General features: G+C 73.3%; 11 protein-coding genes, 2 tRNA genes and 1 pseudogene. 5 read left to right on the top strand and 9 right to left on the bottom strand.

The genetic code is table 11. The annotated features are described in order from the left end of the window. Positions 1-182 precede the first annotated feature (182 nt). Complete coding sequence (locus ACZ6BG_RS29295) at positions 183-836, top strand: CatB-related O-acetyltransferase (protein WP_469006958.1); 654 nt, start codon at positions 183-185, stop codon at positions 834-836. 51 nt (positions 837-887) lie between these two features. Here the strand turns inward: ACZ6BG_RS29295 and ACZ6BG_RS29290 are convergent. After that, positions 888-960, bottom strand: a tRNA-Arg gene (locus tag ACZ6BG_RS29290). Positions 961-1,240: 280 nt separating this feature from the next. Next, a tRNA-Ser gene (locus ACZ6BG_RS29285) sits at positions 1,241-1,331 on the bottom strand. A gap of 196 nt (positions 1,332-1,527) precedes the next feature. Between ACZ6BG_RS29285 and ACZ6BG_RS29280 the strand changes: the two genes are divergently transcribed. The 3 genes and pseudogenes from ACZ6BG_RS29280 (at position 1,528) to ACZ6BG_RS29270 (ending at position 5,242) form a co-directional block, all read left to right on the top strand. Continuing rightward, a complete protein-coding gene (locus ACZ6BG_RS29280) occupies positions 1,528-2,091 on the top strand; it encodes an SSI family serine proteinase inhibitor (protein ID WP_469006956.1) in 564 nt (187 codons plus the stop codon). A gap of 231 nt (positions 2,092-2,322) precedes the next feature. Then, positions 2,323-3,072, top strand: a pseudogene (locus ACZ6BG_RS29275) (PAS domain-containing protein); the annotation flags it as partial. Between the two features lie 1,537 nt (positions 3,073-4,609). Next, positions 4,610-5,242 (top strand): pentapeptide repeat-containing protein, encoded by a 633-nt coding sequence (locus ACZ6BG_RS29270; RefSeq protein ID WP_469007213.1) that lies wholly within the window; start codon positions 4,610-4,612, stop codon positions 5,240-5,242. 2,137 nt (positions 5,243-7,379) lie between these two features. On the opposite strand, the gene ACZ6BG_RS29265 is transcribed toward ACZ6BG_RS29270, so the two are convergent. Next, a complete protein-coding gene (locus tag ACZ6BG_RS29265) occupies positions 7,380-7,967 on the bottom strand; it encodes a TetR/AcrR family transcriptional regulator (RefSeq protein WP_469006954.1) in 588 nt (195 codons plus the stop codon). 130 nt (positions 7,968-8,097) lie between these two features. Between ACZ6BG_RS29265 and ACZ6BG_RS29260 the strand changes: the two genes are divergently transcribed. Continuing rightward, the gene (locus ACZ6BG_RS29260) at positions 8,098-9,453 is read left to right on the top strand and encodes an MFS transporter (protein WP_469006952.1); all 1,356 of its coding nucleotides are present in this window, start codon (positions 8,098-8,100) and stop codon (positions 9,451-9,453) included. Positions 9,454-9,594: 141 nt separating this feature from the next. Here ACZ6BG_RS29260 and ACZ6BG_RS29255 read toward each other — a convergent pair whose 3' ends face one another. The 6 genes from ACZ6BG_RS29255 to ACZ6BG_RS29230 form a co-directional block, all read right to left on the bottom strand. Further along, a complete protein-coding gene (locus tag ACZ6BG_RS29255; RefSeq protein ID WP_469006950.1) occupies positions 9,595-11,244 on the bottom strand; it encodes a long-chain fatty acid--CoA ligase in 1,650 nt (549 codons plus the stop codon). 322 nt (positions 11,245-11,566) lie between these two features. Next, on the bottom strand, positions 11,567-12,130 hold the full coding sequence (locus ACZ6BG_RS29250) for a SigE family RNA polymerase sigma factor (RefSeq protein ID WP_030357870.1): 564 nt from the start codon (positions 12,128-12,130) through the stop codon (positions 11,567-11,569). A 293-nt stretch (positions 12,131-12,423) separates the two neighbouring features. Beyond that, positions 12,424-13,314, bottom strand: a complete 891-nt coding sequence (locus tag ACZ6BG_RS29245) for a glycoside hydrolase domain-containing protein (protein ID WP_469006948.1) — start codon at positions 13,312-13,314, stop codon at positions 12,424-12,426. Between the two features lie 52 nt (positions 13,315-13,366). Beyond that, positions 13,367-14,533, bottom strand: a complete 1,167-nt coding sequence (locus tag ACZ6BG_RS29240; RefSeq protein ID WP_469006946.1) for a lipid-transfer protein — start codon at positions 14,531-14,533, stop codon at positions 13,367-13,369. Next, a complete protein-coding gene (locus ACZ6BG_RS29235; RefSeq protein ID WP_469006944.1) occupies positions 14,530-15,015 on the bottom strand; it encodes a MaoC family dehydratase in 486 nt (161 codons plus the stop codon). Before ACZ6BG_RS29235 ends, ACZ6BG_RS29240 begins: the two co-directional genes overlap by 4 nt. Continuing rightward, entirely contained in the window at positions 15,012-16,118 is a 1,107-nt protein-coding gene (locus ACZ6BG_RS29230; protein WP_469006942.1) for an acyl-CoA dehydrogenase family protein, read from the bottom strand. The genes ACZ6BG_RS29235 and ACZ6BG_RS29230 overlap by 4 nt, the downstream gene beginning before the upstream one ends. Between the last annotated feature and the right edge of the window lies 1 nt (position 16,119).

Genomic DNA, 16,119 nt, shown 5'->3' with positions numbered 1-16,119 from the left:
GGGAAGTAATGGGTGGACGCCAAACAGAACGGTGCACGAACCTGCGACTACGGCTACGCCTGCGACCGCACCCGGTCCGCACCGGCACCACAGCCGGTCCGCACCGGCACCGCACCCGGTTCCCACCGGCACCGCACCGCACCCGGTTCACCCCGGCACCGCACCCGAGGAGCAGACCACCCATGCCACCCCTCCCCCTCACCCCCGACCCGAACGTGCTGCACCCGATGCCCGACCAGCCACGCGTGGTGCTCCTCCGCCCCCTGGTCACCTCACCGTTGATCGAGGTGGGCGAGTTCTCGTACTACGACGACCCGGACGACGCCACGGCCTTCGAAACCCGGAACGTGCTCTACCACTACGGCCCGGAGAAGCTGGTCATCGGGAAGTTCTGCGCGCTCGGCGAGGGCGTGCACTTCATCATGAACGGCGCCAACCACCGCATGGACGGCCCGTCCACCTTCCCCTTCCCGATCATGGGCGGCCCCTGGTCCGAGCACTTCGACCTGATCAGCGGCCTGCCCGGCCGCGGCGACACGGTGATCGGCAACGACGTCTGGTTCGGCCACCGCACGATGGTGATGCCGGGCGTCCGCATCGGCCACGGCGCGATCATCGCCTCCGGCTCCGTCGTCACCACCGACGTCCCCGACTACGGCATCGTCGGCGGCAACCCGGCCACCCTGATCCGCCGCCGCTACTCCGACGAAGACGTCACCCGCCTCCTCGACCTCGCCTGGTGGGACTGGCCCCTCGACCACCTCACCACCCACGTCCGCACCATCATGTCCGGCTCGGTCGACGCCCTGGAGGCAGCGGCCCCGAAGAAGCCATAGCCCACACACGCAAGAGGCCCCGGGACGAATCCCGGGGCCTCTTGCCTGCTGTGCACTCGGCAGGATTCGAACCTGCAACCTTCTGATCCGTAGTCAGATGCTCTATCCGTTAAGCTACGAGTGCTTGATTCTTCTGTTGTGTTGCTCTTCCTTCCGGGCTTTTCGCCCCGGTCGGCGTTGCGGGAACAACATTACATGACCTGCGCCGTGAGGCGAAATCCGTTTCCCGAACCCCCTCTGACCTGCACAAACACCTTCCGCAGGGGTGGCGTGCGGCAGGGCTCGGCGATCTTGTGGCGGGCTCCTGGTGGAGAGCCGGGGGCGCGAGCCCGGGGAAAGCCGGGGAAAGCCGGGAGGAAACGACCGAAGCCCCGGTCGGAGGACCGGGGCTTCGGATCGTGGTGCGGAGGCGGAGGGATTTGAACCCTCGATGGGCTTTAAGACCCAAACCGCATTAGCAGTGCGGCGCCATAGACCGGACTAGGCGACGCCTCCCAACCTGCAATCCCACGCGAGCGCGGGGGTGCGTGCAGATGATGACACAGCCCGGGGGCGCGTCACCAATCGCGGCCTCCACGGTACTAGTCGGGCGGCCCGCAGAGCAAAGCGTAAAACGGGGCCGCAACGCGGCGGGGGCGGTGGCGTTAGAGGCGGTAGGTACCAGCCGGAACCGCGCCCCCAGGGAGAACCCGTGAAGCCGTCCACACCGCGCCGCCTCCTGTTCACCGCCGCCGCGACCGCCGCCGCGTCCCTCGCCGCCCTGGCCGCGCTCCCCGCCACGGCACACGCGGACCACCTCGGCGCCGGCCCTCTCGGCACGGGCGGCCCGAGTGCCGTCAGCCCCCTCGGCACGGGGAACCTCGGCGCCGTCGGCCGCGCCGTCGACAACGGCACCGGCCCCATCGGCGACCACACCGTCGACCACCCCGCCGAAACCCAGCTGACCATCACCGTCGGCGAGGCCGGCGCGGGCGACGGGACGTACACCCTGGAGTGCGCCCCCACGGGCGGCACGCACGCTTCGCCCGGTGACGCGTGCGAACGTCTTGATCAGCTCGCGGCGGAGGGCGTGAACCCGTTCACGGCGGTCTCGCGCGACGCCGCGTGCACCCAGCAGTACGGCGGCCCCGAGACCGCCCGCGTCCAGGGCACCTGGCAGGGGCGTCCCGTCGACGCGACGTTCTCGCGTACCGACGGCTGCCAGATCTCGCGGTGGAACAGCCTCGTGCCCGTACTGCCCGCGAACGGCGGTTGACGCGGACCCCCGGCGGGCGGGGCACCGGAGCCTTCGGCGAGGGGCGCCTCGCGACCCTTCCGTGACCAGGGACTACTGAAGGCTCACAGCTTCTGCGTGCGACCTCCCTCTCATCCGGCGTCGCGCCCGCAACCACTCCCCGTAGACTCCCTCCCGTGACACGTCGCGAGCCGAGGGGCAAGATGGCTCGGGCGGTCGGCAAGATGCGGTAATCAGGGAGGAAGCGTCGTCGTGAGCAGCAGGCCATCCCGAGGCGCTGCTCGCCTCGCAGCCATACTCGACGCGCTCCCGGACGCGCTGGTGCTGGTCAACGCCAACGGGACCGTGGTGAACGCGAACGCCATCGCGCTCGAGGCCTTCGAGGCGCCAGGCACCGCGCTCGTGGGGCGCGGACTTCTCGATCTGCTGCCGGAGTTCGACTCCCGGCTGATCCCCGGCTCCATGCGCCGACCGGACAGCACGGACGAACGCGGACGTACCAAGCCGAAGCGGATGGTCGCCCGCCGCACGGACGGCGCCGAGTTCCCCGTCGAGGTCACCAGCTCCAACCTGGAAGACAGTCGGCACGCGTACGACGACCGGTTCGGCAGCCAGGGCGGGTACGGCGGCTACGGCAGCGACGAGATGCTGATGATCGTCGTCCGCGATCTGTCGGGCGCGCTCAACACCGAGGCCGAACTCGCCCGTTCACAGCGGCAGACCGAGATGATCCTGCGGGCCGCCGCGGAAGGCGTCGTCGGCACCGACACCGACGGGCGCGTCGTGCTCGTGAACCCCGCCGCCGCCCAGATACTCGGCTTCCGCGCGAGCGACCTCGGCGGCCAGGAGCTGCATCCCCTCGTCCTGCACTCGCGCGCCGACGGCGACCCCTTCCCGTACGACGAGTCCCCGCTCGCGGACACCCTGCGCTCCGGCCGCAAGCACCGCGTGCGCGGCCAGGTGCTGTGGTCCAAGAGCGGTGAGAAGGTCTCCGTCGACCTGACGACGGCCCCCGTGCGCGACGGCGACCAGCTCGTCGGCGCCGTCATGACCTTCACCGACCGGCGGCCCTACGACGCCCTCGCCGAGAAGTACGAGGCAGCGCTGGCCCGGCACGCCGAGGAGTTGTCGGAGGCCGCCGAGCTGCGCGAGGAGGAACTCGCCGCCGAGCAGGAGCGGTACGCGGCACTCGCCGAGCGCGAGAAGGACCGCCACGAGGAGCTGGCCGAGCGCGAGCAGGCGCGGTACGAAACGCTGGAGGCGCGGCACAGCCAGCTCGTCGCCGTCCTCGACCAGTCGCTGCGCGGGCCCCTCGACGAACTGCGCCGCGAACTGTCCGCGCTCGCCGCCGACGACGCGGGCCAGCTCTGGCCCGAGGCCAACCAGGTGCTCCATCATCTGTCGGCCGGATACGCGCGCATGACGACGCTCGTCGACAACGTCCTTGGCTACCAGCGCCTCCAGGCGGGCACCGACCAACTGTCCCGCACGGCCGTGCCGCTCGACGCCGTCGTCGCCGCCGGTGTCGACGGTGCCGTCGAGCTGATCGGCCCCGGCCGCGCCCAGTTCGCCGTCCACGCGCCGCCGATCGAGGTCGAGGTGGACGCGCGCCGCCTCGCCACCGCGCTGGCCCATCTGATCGCCGACGTGGCCGGAATCGACGCTACCGGCAACACGCGCGCGGGGGCCGCGGTTTCGGGCGCCCCCGGAGCGGGGGCCGGTTACGTCGACTCGACGGTCGTCGTGGCCGCGGCCCAGCGCGGCGAGGTCGTCCGCATCGAGGTCCGCGGGCCGTACCCCGGCGGGAACCCGGTGCACGAGCCCGTCGTGCGCGGCATCGTCGAGGCGCACGGCGGCGTGCTCCAGACGCACGAGGTGCCGGGCATGAACGGCAGCGCGTACGTGCTCGAAGTACCCATGGGCGACAGCGCGGGCGCCATCGCGGCGGGCGCTGTCGGTTTTTCGGGGTCTACGGAGACTGCTGGTTCGGGTGCGCAGGTGCCCGGGCAGGGAGCGGGTCCCTCCGGGGGCGCCGACGGTGCTTCCGGAGGGACCGGAGGCGGGCGTCGCCGGGCCCGGCGGTCCTCGGTGGACTCCTTCTTGGACAGTGAGGTTCCTGGGGACGACGGTGGCTCGGCCGCTGCCTCCGGGGACAGCGGTTCGGGTGCTGCCGATGACACGGGGTCCGTGGAGGCCGCCGGTTCCGGTTCCGGCGGGACCGGACGGCGCAGGCGGCGCGCTGTGGCCCAGGGACCGGCGGGTGCAGGTTCGGACGCGGGCGCGCACACGGGTGCCGGGGCCGGTGGTGCGGGCTCCGGCGGTGGATCCGCCGACACCTCGGGCGGTACGTCAGGGGGTGCGGGCGGCACCGGACGGCGCCGGGGACGGCCGAGCCCGGCCGAGGGTGCCGTGATGACGGCGGCCGAGCACGCGGCCGGATCGGCGGCCCTTGGCCAGGCCGTGCCGCCGCAGGGAGTGCCGTCGCAGGGCGGTCCGATGTCGACGGAGGTCGCCGTGCCGTCCGGCCGGCGGGCCCGGCGTGGCGGCGAGCAGCAGGCGCTGGCCGCGCTGCCTTCGGGGACGGGCCAGTCGGCCGGTCCGGAGGCGGGTGCGTCCGGCGCGGCCGGGACGGAGGGCGCGGAGCCGCGCACCGGTGGCCGACGGGCCCGGCGCGCGCTGGCCGCGGCCCGGGAGCGTGCCGCCGCGGAGGAGGCCTCCAGCGGGCGTGTGTTCGCGCTGCCCCCGGCCGAGGCGGACCGCGAGGAGGGCAACGGCGCGCCGGGCCGGGCCGAGCAGGTGGGCGGGGCGCAAGGGGGCGCCCTTCAGGGGGGTGTTCCGCAGGGGGGTGTTCCGCAAGGCGGTGTGCCTCAGGGGGGTGTTCCGCAAGGCGGTGTTCCGCAAGGCGGTGTTCCGCAAGGCGGTGTTCCGCAAGGCGGTGTTCCGCAAGGCGGTGTTCCGCAAGGCGGTGTTCCGCAGGGAGGCTTGCCGCAGGGGGGACCCGGTGACGGTGGGTCGTACGACGGCGAGGCCGGGCAGGGGGGCGCTCTTCAGGGAGGCGTCCCGCACGGTGGCATACCGCACGGTGGCGGGCCTCAGGGGAGCGTGCCGCAGGGCGGGCCCGGTCAGTTGGGCGCTGCGCGCGGTGGATCCGTGCAGGTCGGCGCCTCGGTGAACGTACCGGCCGGAGTGCAGGCCGGACTTCAGGCGGGGGGCCGTGGTGGCGTACCCGCGCAGGGTGGTGCGCCGGAGGAGCAGCAGGCGCAGGTCCAGGAGAGCGTGACTGCGGGGGCGCAGGGAGCGCGGTCCGGGGGAGCGCAGGGTGCGCGGGCGGCGGGTGGTCGGCGTGGCGCGCCTGCGGGTGCTCCGGGCGGTCTGCCCACGGGTGCTCCGGGCGGTGCGACTGACGCGGTACCTGTCGGGCTGCCCGCGGGTGCCCCCGGCGTCGGCCCCACGGGCTCCGTCAACCCCGCCGGCCCGACCGGGCAGGACGAAACCGGACAGCACGCCGCCGCGCTGCACGATCCGGCCGACGACCACACCCCGCTCCAGCCCCACCCCGCACAGACCGCAGCCGGGATGCTGCCCGGGCAGGCCGGTCCGGCGACGCAGGGCGCCCCGGGGACTCAGGCCGCCCAGCAGCAGGCCCCGACCGGACGTCGGCGCGCGCGGCAGGCTCCGGCCGCCGACGGAACGCCCTCCCAGGGGATGCCGGTCCAGGGCACCCCGCCGGGTGGCACCCCGGCCACCAGCACTCCGGCCACGGGAACCCCGGCCACCGGTGTGCCGCCGCAGGCCGGTCCGCAGGCCGGTCCGCGCGCCGACGGAACCCCCGCGCAAGGCATCCCGACGCCTGCCCAGGGCGCGGCTCTGCCGCCGGAACGTGATCCACGCGTGCGTGCCGCCCAGCCGCTGCCCGCCGAGGCCGCTCCCGTCGACCCGAACTCGACGCAGGGGCGCGCCATCAGCGTACGAACGCTCGGGCAGGGTGTGCCGTTCGGCCGCCAGGCCGCCGCGCAGCCGGGTCAGCCGGGTCAGCCGGGTCAGCCGGGACAGCCGGGTCAGCCGGGTCAGCCTCAGCAGGCCGGACCCGCCCCCCAGCCCGGGCAGCCGCCGCAGCCCCAGCAGGCCCCGCACGCCCACCCCTTGCCGCAGGCGCAGCCCGTGCGGCAGGACCCGGCCCAGGCTCCTCAGGGCGCTCAGGGTTCCCAGACCCCCGCCCAGCCCTCCTCCGGAGGTTCAGGGCGGCGCAGGCGGCTGTCCACGCGGCCCGATCCCGCCGCCGACGAGCGCCAGGACCCGGCCCGCCCGCACCCCCAGGCGCAACCGGGGCCCCAGCCGCAGCAGGCCAAGGCCCAGCCGCAACCCCGGCTTTCGCCGACCACTGAGGGCACCGGGCGCGCCTACGCGATCGGCGCGCCGGACGCCGACGCCGACGAGGGCCCGCAGCTCCTGGACGGCCCCGGTGGCGCCGTCGAGGTGTCGAACCAGCCGCAGCCGCAGCCCATGGACGACGAGCTTCCGCCCGAGCCGCTCGACAACCCGCGCCGCCTCCTGGTGTGGCCCGCGCCCGACGTCACCACCCAGCAGGCCCTCAGCGACCGGGGCTACCGCCCGGTCATCGTGCACTCGCGCGAGGAGGTCGACGCGCAGATCGCCGCGTTCCCGGCGGCCCTCTTCGTGGACCCGCTGACCGGGCCGATCACGCGCACGGCGCTGCAGTCGCTGCGCCAGGCCGCGGTCGCCGCAGAGGTTCCCGTGCTTGTCACAGCGGGGCTCGGACAGGCCTCGCGGGAGGCGGCGTACGGCGCCGACCCCGCCGTGCTCCTGAAGGCCCTCGCGCCGCGCGACAGCGAGCAGCACCCGTCGCGTGTCCTGCTCATCGAGGAGCACGAGGAGATCGCGCTGGCCCTGACCGCGACCCTGGAGCGGCGCGGGATGAAGGTCGCGCGGGCCGAGAGCGACGCGGACGCGGTCACGCTCGCCGCGCAGATGCGGCCGAACCTGGTGGTCATGGACCTGCTCCAGGTACGCCGCCGACGTGCCGGAATCGTCGACTGGCTGCGCGCGAACGGGCAGCTCAACCGCACCCCCCTCGTCGTCTACACGGCGGCCGTCGACGAGACCGACCTGCCGAAGCTCGCCGCGGGCGAGACCGTGCTGTTCCTCGCGGAGCGGTCCACGAGCAACGAGGTGCAGAACCGGATCGTGGACCTGCTGGCGAAGATCGGCACGAACTAGCCGGTACGGATTGGCCGGTACGGGTTAGCCGGTACGGATTGGCCGGAGCAGGTCCGCGCGGAACGGACGGGCTAGTCGCCGGGTGCCGTGAGGCGGCGGGCGGCGGCGCGGATCGAGGCGCGCAGACGCGCGCGGTCCTCGTCCTCGCCGCCCACGAGGACCCGCCGCATCTGCGGCACCGCGGAGGCCCACCCGGCCAGCGCGACCAGCATGAACAGCAGGTCGGGCGCCGGGATCGCGGCCGTGATGACACCGCGCGCCTGGGCTTCCTCGAAGGCGGCGACCTTGCTGTCGTAGTGCGCCTGGCGTTCGTACTCGTGCGGCAGTTCCTCCGTGCCGCCGTACTCGATGCCCTCCCAGAAGAGCAGGCGCAGCACCTCGGGATGGGTGGCGTGGTAGTCGATCAACCGGTCCATCCAGCCGTCGATGTCGTCGGCGTCGACGGGGACGCTGACGGCCAGATCGACCATCTTCTTCTCCAGGACCTGCGCGAACAGCTCCGCCTTGTTGCCGTAATAGGCGTAGATGAGCTGCTTGTTGGCCTTCGCCTCGCTCGCGATGCGGTCGATGCGGGCGCCCGCGATGCCGAACCGGGCGAACTCCGCGACCGCCGCGTCGAAGATCCGGGCCTTGGTGGCCTCGGGGTCTCTCACTGCCATGGGAACAGCGTAAGCGATTTCCGCTTCTAACCAACCGTTTGGTTGCTTGACAGTCACCCGGTCGCGGGCGCAGACTTTTTCCAACTAACCAGTTGGTTGCAAGACGGAGCACGGAGGGTCCTTTCCGCACATGACTTCAGCGACGCCATCTCCGCCCGGCGCCCCGACGGACCTGCGTGCCCCGACGGACCAGCCCGGGACGACCACGACCACCGGGACGACCACAACCGCCAGGACGACCACGACCACCGGGACGACCACAACCGCCAGGACGACCACGACCACCAGGGCGACGGCGCACCCGGACCCACCCCCCGCGGACGCGGGGCTCTCACCGCGCCTCTTCCTCGTCCTCATAGCCGTCTGCACGGCGGTCACAGCGGCGAACATCTACGTCGCCGCCCCGCTGCTCCCCCTCATGGCCCGGGACTTCGGCTCCACACCGTCGGGCATCGCGTGGATCGCCTCGGTGGCCCAGTTCGGGTACGCGGCCGGACTGCTGTTCTTCGCCCCGCTCGGCGACCGTGTGAACCGCCGGCGGCTGGTGGCGGCGCTGTCCCTGGCCACCGCCGCCGCGCTGGCCCTGGGCGCGACGGCCTCCGGCGCGACCGCGCTCGCGGCCGCCGTGCTGGTCGCCTCCGCCGCGACGGTCGTCCCGCAGTTGCTCGTGCCACTCGTCGCCGCGCGGGCACCGGCGCACCGGCGGGCCAGTCATGTCGCGGCCCTCATAGCCGGGCTCTTCACCGGCGTGGTCGCCGCCCGGGTGCTCGGCGCGCTCGCGGGGCAGGCCTTCGGCTGGCGTGCCGTCTTCCTCGGCGCGGCCGTGCTCACGGCGGTGCTCGGCCTGGCCTCCGCGGCCGCCCTGCCCAAGGAAGGCCACCGCCGCACCGGCCCGCTGTTCGCGGGGCTCGCCCAACTCCCCGGTGTCGTCCGGATGTCACCGGAGCTGCGCCGGGCCTGCATACGTCAGGGCGGGATGTACGGCGCGTGGAGCGCGCTGTGGACCTCTCTCGCGCTGCTGCTCACCGGCGACGGGAACGGCGGGTACGGCATGACGACCGGCGCGGCCGGCCTGTTCGGGCTCTTCGGCCTGGCGGCGAGCCTCGTGGCGCCGGTCGCGGGCGGCCTCGTGGACCGGTTCGGCGTGGCCAAGGTGGTGGCGTCGGCGTACGCGCTCGCGGCGGTGTCGGTGCCGCTGTTCTGGCTGGGCGGCGAGCGCCTGTGGGCCCTGTGCGCGGCGGCGGTCGCCGTCCACGCGGCGCTCGTCGCGAGCCACATCGCCAACCAGACGCTGGCCCTGACCACCACCTCCGCCCCGGCGGTCGCCAACACCGCCTATGTGGTGGCGGGTTTCGCGGGCGGCGCCATGGCCTCGGCCCTCGCGGGCACGGCGTTCACGCACTGGGGCTGGGACGGGGTGTGCGCGGTGGCGGCGGGCTGCCTGGCCGTGGGGTGGGGGGTGACGTCGCTGCGGGTACGGCGGTGAGCGGCGCGGGGACACGACGGTGAGCGGCGGGGGGCACGACGGTGAGCGGCGGGGAAACGTGGGGGGCCTGTCGGTACGGAGGGGACGCTGCCCCGCGAGCCACGCCCGCGGGGCACCCGGTGCCGCACCCGCAGTCGTGCGTCAGAGCTGGGTCACGTCCAGCTCGCCCGCCGCGTACTGCCTGCGCAGCACCTTCTTGTCGAACTTGCCGACGCTGGTCTTGGGAACGGCCGGGACGAGCGCCCAGCGCTCCGGGAGCTGCCATTTGGCGACGCGGGTGGCGAGGAAGTCGCGCAGGGCCATGTAGTCGGCGGTGGCGTCCTCCTTGAGGACGACGGTGGCGAGCGGGCGTTCGCCCCACTTGGTGTCGGGGACGGCGACGACCGCGGCCTCGGCGACGTCCGGGTGGGACATCAGCGCGTTCTCCAACTCGACGGAGGAGATCCACTCGCCGCCGGACTTGATGACGTCCTTCGCGCGGTCGGTGAGGGTCAGGAAGCCGTCGGCGCTGATGACACCGACGTCGCCGGTCCTCAGCCAGCCGTCGGGGCTGAACTTGTCCTCGGGCTTGAGGGCCTCGCCGCCCACCCCGCCGTAGTAGGAACCGGCGATCCAGGGGCCGCGCACCTCCAGCTCGCCCGCGGACTCGCCGTCCCAGGGCAGATGGGTGCCGTCGGGGCCGACCAGGCGGGCCTCGACACCGGCGGGGAAGCGGCCCTGGGTGAGGCGGTAGGCGAACTCCTCGTCGGTGCCGACGACGTGCGCGGGCGGGCGCGAGACCGTGCCGAGCGGTGAGGTCTCGGTCATGCCCCAGGCGTGGCAGACGCGCATGCCGAGGCGGTCGAAGGCCTCCATCAGGGAGGGCGGACAGGCCGAGCCGCCGATGGTGACCTGCGTCAGAGAGCCGACGTCGCGGGGCTTGGCGGTGAGTTCGGCGAGCAGGCCCTGCCAGATGGTGGGCACGGCGGCGGCGTGCGTGGGCCGCTCGGACTCGATCATCTCCGCGAGCGGCGCGGGCTGCAGGAAGCGGTCCGGCATCAGCATGCCGACGCCGGTCATGAAGGTGGCGTGCGGCAGGCCCCAGGCGTTGACGTGGAACTGCGGTACGACGACGAGGCTGAGGTCGGCGTCGGTGAGGCCCATGGACTGGGCCATGTTGACCTGCATGGAGTGCAGATAGATGGAGCGGTGGGAGTAGACGACGCCCTTGGGATCGCCGGTGGTGCCGGAGGTGTAGCACATGGCGGCGGCACGGCGTTCGTCCAGGTCGGGCCAGTCGTAGGTGGTGGGCTTGCCCGCGATGAGTTCCTCGTAGTCGTGGACGCGGACGCGGGCGCCGTCGAGGAGGGAGAGATTGCCGGGGCCGGAGACGACCAGGTGCTCGACGGTCGGCAGGCGGTCGAGGAGCGGTGCGATCAGGCCGAGCAGCGAGCCGTTGACGATGATCACGCGGTCGGCGGCGTGGCCGACGATCCATGTCAGCTGGTCGGCGGGCAGCCGCAGGTTGAGGGTGTGCAGGACGGCGCCCATGCAGGGGACGGCGAAGTACGCCTCGACGTGCTCGGCGTTGTTCCACATGAACGTCCCTGTGGCGTCGCCCTCGCGGATTCCGAGGTCGTCATGCAGGGCGTGGGCGAGCTGGGCGGCTCTGGCACCGATGTCCCGGAAGGTCCGGCGCTGCGGAGCACCGTCACCGGTCCACGTGATGACCTGCGAGTCCCCGTGCACGGTCGTCCCGTGGTTGAGGATGCGGGTCACAGTCAGCGGTACGTCCTGCATGGTGCTCAGCACGGCGTCCTCCTGGTGGGCGGCACAGGCCACCGGGTGGTCCCGGCGCTTTACCTGCTGGTAGCCCCAGATTCTTGCCGCATACCGCACGGTATGTCACTACCGCGGGAGCACCTGAAAGGAAAATGACCGCGACGGAGTGGATGACGTGGCATGGCCCCCGTCGGTCCCGGGCCGGTGGCGCGGAGCGGTGCCCGGCGGAGCACACACTCGGCAGGCCGACACCCGGCGGAGCCGGACGCCCAGCGGAAGCCGACGTTCGACGGGCCGACGTTCGGCGGAAGCCGACGTTCGGCGGAAGCCGACGTTCAGCGGAAGCCGGCGTTCAGCGGACCGGCGTCAGCTCCGGGTCCTCACGGAGCTTGCCGAGCGCACGCGACACCGCGCTCTTCACCGTACCGATGGAGACCCCGAGCACCTCGGCCGTCTGCGCCTCGCTCAGGTCCTCGTAATACCTCAGGACGACCATCGCCCGCTGCCGTGCGGGCAGCTTCATGATCGCGCGCCACATCGCGTCGTGCAGCGCCTGCTGCTCGGCCGGGTCACCGGCCGGCACGGTCTCCGGTTCGGGCAACTCGTCGCAGGCGAACTCGTCGACCTTGCGCTTGCGCCACTGCGACGTGCGCGTGTTCAGCAGCGCCCGGCGCACATAGCCGTCGAGCGCCCGATGGTCCTCGATCCGGTCCCAGGCCACATACGTCTTGGTCAGCGCCGTCTGCAGCAGGTCCTCGGCATCGCTCGGGTTCGCCGTCAGCGACCGGGCGGTACGCAGCAGCACAAGCTGGCGGGCGCGGACGTAGGAGGCGAACGACGGGTAGGCGGAAGGACTCGTGGTCCGCGTCGCGGCCTTCGATGCGCTGGTGCACACGGACACCATGGATGCGGTCATGGCTCCACGCTAGAAGCGACCCCTACATCAGCGGATCGGCCGCAGGTCCCGAAGGCTTGTCCGCCTCAGGTTGTACGAGGGGAGCCAGCCCCACCTCCTGAAGGTGGAGGAGGCGAGGCCGACCCCTGCGGGTTCAACCCTGAGGTGTACGAAAGCGCCTGGCGGCGGGGGTTCGGGCCTGGGGGCGTACGCGCCCGGCGGACGGCGGGCGCGCGAGAACCGTCCCGAAGGGCACCCCTGGGACCGTGGTCCCGGAGGCCACCCCCGGGCCGCGCCGCCCCATCGGCCAGGCTCTAGCCCAGCGTGGCCACCGGGGCGTCGACGAGGTTGCGGTCGATGGTGATCGTGCGTCCCCCGTGCCGCTCGGTGACGTTGCCCGCGTACTGGTGGATCCGCCGGTTGGGCAGCCAGGCGTCCCTCCCGAGCGCGGGCTCGCCGTACAGATCGGGTTCGATGTTCCAGCGCGCGAACCACATCACCTCCGGCAGGTCGTCGACCCCCTGCCGCCGGGCCTCGTCCATGTGCCGTACGCCGGAGTTCGCGCTGCTGTAGAAGCCCGGTACGTAGCCCTGGCTGCGCACTTCGCGGTTCCAGGCGCGGACGAACGCGAGGGTGTCGCGGGCGCAGGCGCGGTCGTTCTGGCGGTACGACTCCATGTCCAGGTACAGCGGGCTGTCCGGCGCGATGCCGAGGTCCTGGGCCCTGCCGACCGCGTCCCCGCCCTCCCGGGCGCCCTGCCGCGCGGGGTTCCGCCCGATGCGGACGTGCTGCTTGTTCCGGGCCACGACGCACGGCGACTGCGACCCCACGTACAGCGGCAGCACCCCCCAGCCCATCTCGTCGACCGACCGCAGCCAGTCCCGGCTCAGGTGCTGCTGGTTCGGGCAGGCCCGGCCGCGGCCGCCGAAGTACACCCCGACCGCCCCGTAGTCCGACTCCTGCCAGCGCCGCATGGTGTCGGCGGACGGCGCCTGGCAGGTGTCGAAGGCGCGGCCGTAGAAGGAGGTGCCCGCCCGGCCCGCGGAGGTGGCGCGCGCGAGGCCGGGGGCGGGGCCCGGCGGCGGCCCGCCGGGCGGCGTGATCGTGGTCGTCGTGGTCGCGGCCGAGCCCGCCTCGGTGTCCATGGCCAGTGTCGCCAGGGCCAGGCCCAGCACGATTCCCAGAAGCTTCTTTCGATGGCGCATGCAGCGAGTGAACGGGCCGGGGCCGCCGCCGAGCGCGGGACACGCGCCGCGTTCAGCCGTCCGCCGCCAGAATCAACCCCGATGTGGGGACACCGGTGCCCGCCGTGACGAGGGCGCGGGCGGCGCCGGGTATCTGGTTCACCGCCGTGCCGCGGACCTGCCGGACGGCCTCGGCCACGCCGTTCATCCCGTGCAGATACGCCTCGCCGAGCTGACCGCCGTGGGTGTTCAGCGGCAGCCGCTCCTTCGCCACGAACTCCGCCGCCGCACCCGGCTCGCAGAACCCGAACTCCTCCAGCTGCATCAGCACGAACGGCGTGAAGTGGTCGTACAGGATCCCCACGTCCATGTCCTCCGGCGCCAGCCCCGACGTGCGCCACAACTGCCGTGCCACCACGCCCATTTCGGGCAGGCCGGTGAGGTCGTCGCGGTAGAAGCTCGTCATCTGCTCCTGGGCGCGGCCCGCACCCTGGGCCGCGGCGGCGATCACGGCGGGCGGGTGCGGCAGGTCCCGGGCCCGCTCCACGCTCGTCACGACGACCGCCTGGCCGCCGTCCGTCTCCTGGCAGCAGTCCAGGAGCCGCAGCGGCTCGACGATCCACCGCGAGGCGGCGTGGTCCGCCAGCGTGATCGGTCTGCCGTGGAAGTACGCCGAGGGATTCGTCGCCGCGTACTTCCGGTCGACGACCGCCACCTGGCCGAAGGCCTCCGGCGTCAGGCCGTACGTGTGCAGATAGCGCTGGGCCGCCATCGCCACCCACGACGCGGGCGTGAGCAGCCCGAACGGCAGCGACCAGCCGAGCGCCGCGCCCTCCGCCGACGGCTCCCGGTGCCGCACCCCGGAGCCGAAGCGGCGACCCGAGCGCTCGTTGAACGCCCGGTAGCACACGACCACTTCGGCCACCCCGCTCGCCACCGCCAGGGCCGCCTGCTGCACGGTCGCGCAGGCCGCGCCGCCGCCGTAGTGCACGCGGGAGAAGAAGGACAGCTCGCCCATCCCGGCCGCCTGCGCCACCGTGATCTCCGGGCTGGTGTCCATCGTGAACGTCACCAGGCCGTCCACGTCGGCCGGGCGCAGGCCCGCGTCGTCGAGCGCGGACCGCACCGCCTCGACGGCCAGCTTCAGCTCGCTGCGCCCGGAGTCCTTGGAGAACTCCGTCGCCCCGATCCCGACGACCGCCGCCTTCCCGCCGAGGCTGTCCTTCTTCCGTACGCTCATGCGTCGCCCCCGGCCCGTGCGCCCGCCACCCGCGACGGCCCGGCGGGCACCGTCACCGTGACGGTGCCGGTCACGTGCTTGCCGATGCTGTTGGCTCCGACGACCCTGACGGTGACCGTCACGGCCCCGCCCTCATCCCCGCGCTCGGCCGCGCCCTGCTCGACCTGCTCGACCTGCTCGACCGTCCCTGTCAACGTCATCGTGTCTCCGGGGTAGTTGGGCGCCCCCAGCCTGATCGCCACCTTCCGGAGGGTGGCCGCGGGGCCGAAGCAGTCCGTCATGTACCGCCCCACCAGGCCGTTGGTCGTGAGGATGTTCATGAAGATGTCGGGGGAGCCCTTCCGCCTGGCCGACTCCACGTCGTGGTGCACGTCCTGGTAGTCCCGCGAGGCGATGGCCCCGGCGACGATCAGGGTGCGGGTGACCGGGATCTCCAGGGGTGGCAGCGCGTCCCCTGCGCGCGGGGCGGATGTGGTGCTCATACGGCCTCCTCCGTTACGGACACCTCTGCCGCGGACTCCTCTGTCACGGACACCTCTGCCGCGGACTCCTCTGCCACTATCAAGTCACCCAGCTCCGACAGGACTTCGCCGCCGCAGCCCAGGTACGCGTCCAGCTGGCGGCCCCACAGGAAGTGCCGGTGCACCGGGAACTCGACGTCGGCGCCCACGCCGCCGTGCAGATGCTGGCCCGCGTGCACGACGCGGCGGCCCGCCTCCGACGCCCACCACGCGGCGGTCAGCGCGTGCGTGCCGTACGCCAGTGCCTCGTCCCGGCGCCACGCCGCCTCGTACGCCGTGACGCGGATCGCCTCCGTGTCCATGTACGCCTCCGCCGCACGGAGTTGGACCGCCTGCTTCGCCGCGAGCGGGCGGCCGAACTGCTCCCGCTCGTTGGTGTACGCCACAGCGCGGGCCAGCGACCCCGCGCAGACCCCGGCCTGCAGCCCGGCGAAGGCCGTACGGGCGGTGGCCAGCACGTCGTCGTACGCGACCTCTGCCGCGCCGGTGTCCCCCAGCCGCTCGCCCCGCACCCCCTCAAGCACCAGCCGCCCCGCCCGCCACGGCGCCGTCAACTCGACCGGCTCACACCCCGCGTCGGCCGTACGCACCAGCCACAGCCCCCGGTCGGCCGCGGCCACAAGCACGAACGTCGCGTCCCGCAACCACGGCACCCACGGCACCGCCCCGGTCAGCCTGCCGTCCTCGACCCGCACCCGACCGGACCCGCCGCGCGCGGGGAACGCCCCCGTCGCCACCTCCGTCCCGTCCCGCAGCCCCGGCAGCAGCCGCGCCCGCTGGTCCGCCGAACCGTGCGCCGTCACCGCGAGCAGTCCGTACACGCAGCTCACCGCGAACGGCACCTGCGCCGTCGTCCGGCCCTGCTCCTCAAGAAGCAGCACCAGGCCGAGCAGTCCGACCTCCTCCACCGCGCCCGGCAGGCCCGCCGCGCACAGCGCCTTCCACAGCTCGGTGTCCGTCCCGGTGCCCGCCGCCGCGAGCCGGTCCGGTGTGGACAGGTCCCCGAAGATCCGCGCGGCCAGGTCCCGGGCGGCCGCCTGTTCCGGTGTGGGCGTGAAGTCCATG

The organism is Streptomyces sp. NPDC041205, from assembly GCF_055591765.1.
The sequence above is the reverse complement of the archived record's forward strand: the minus strand, read 5'-3'. Positions and strand labels throughout refer to the sequence as shown.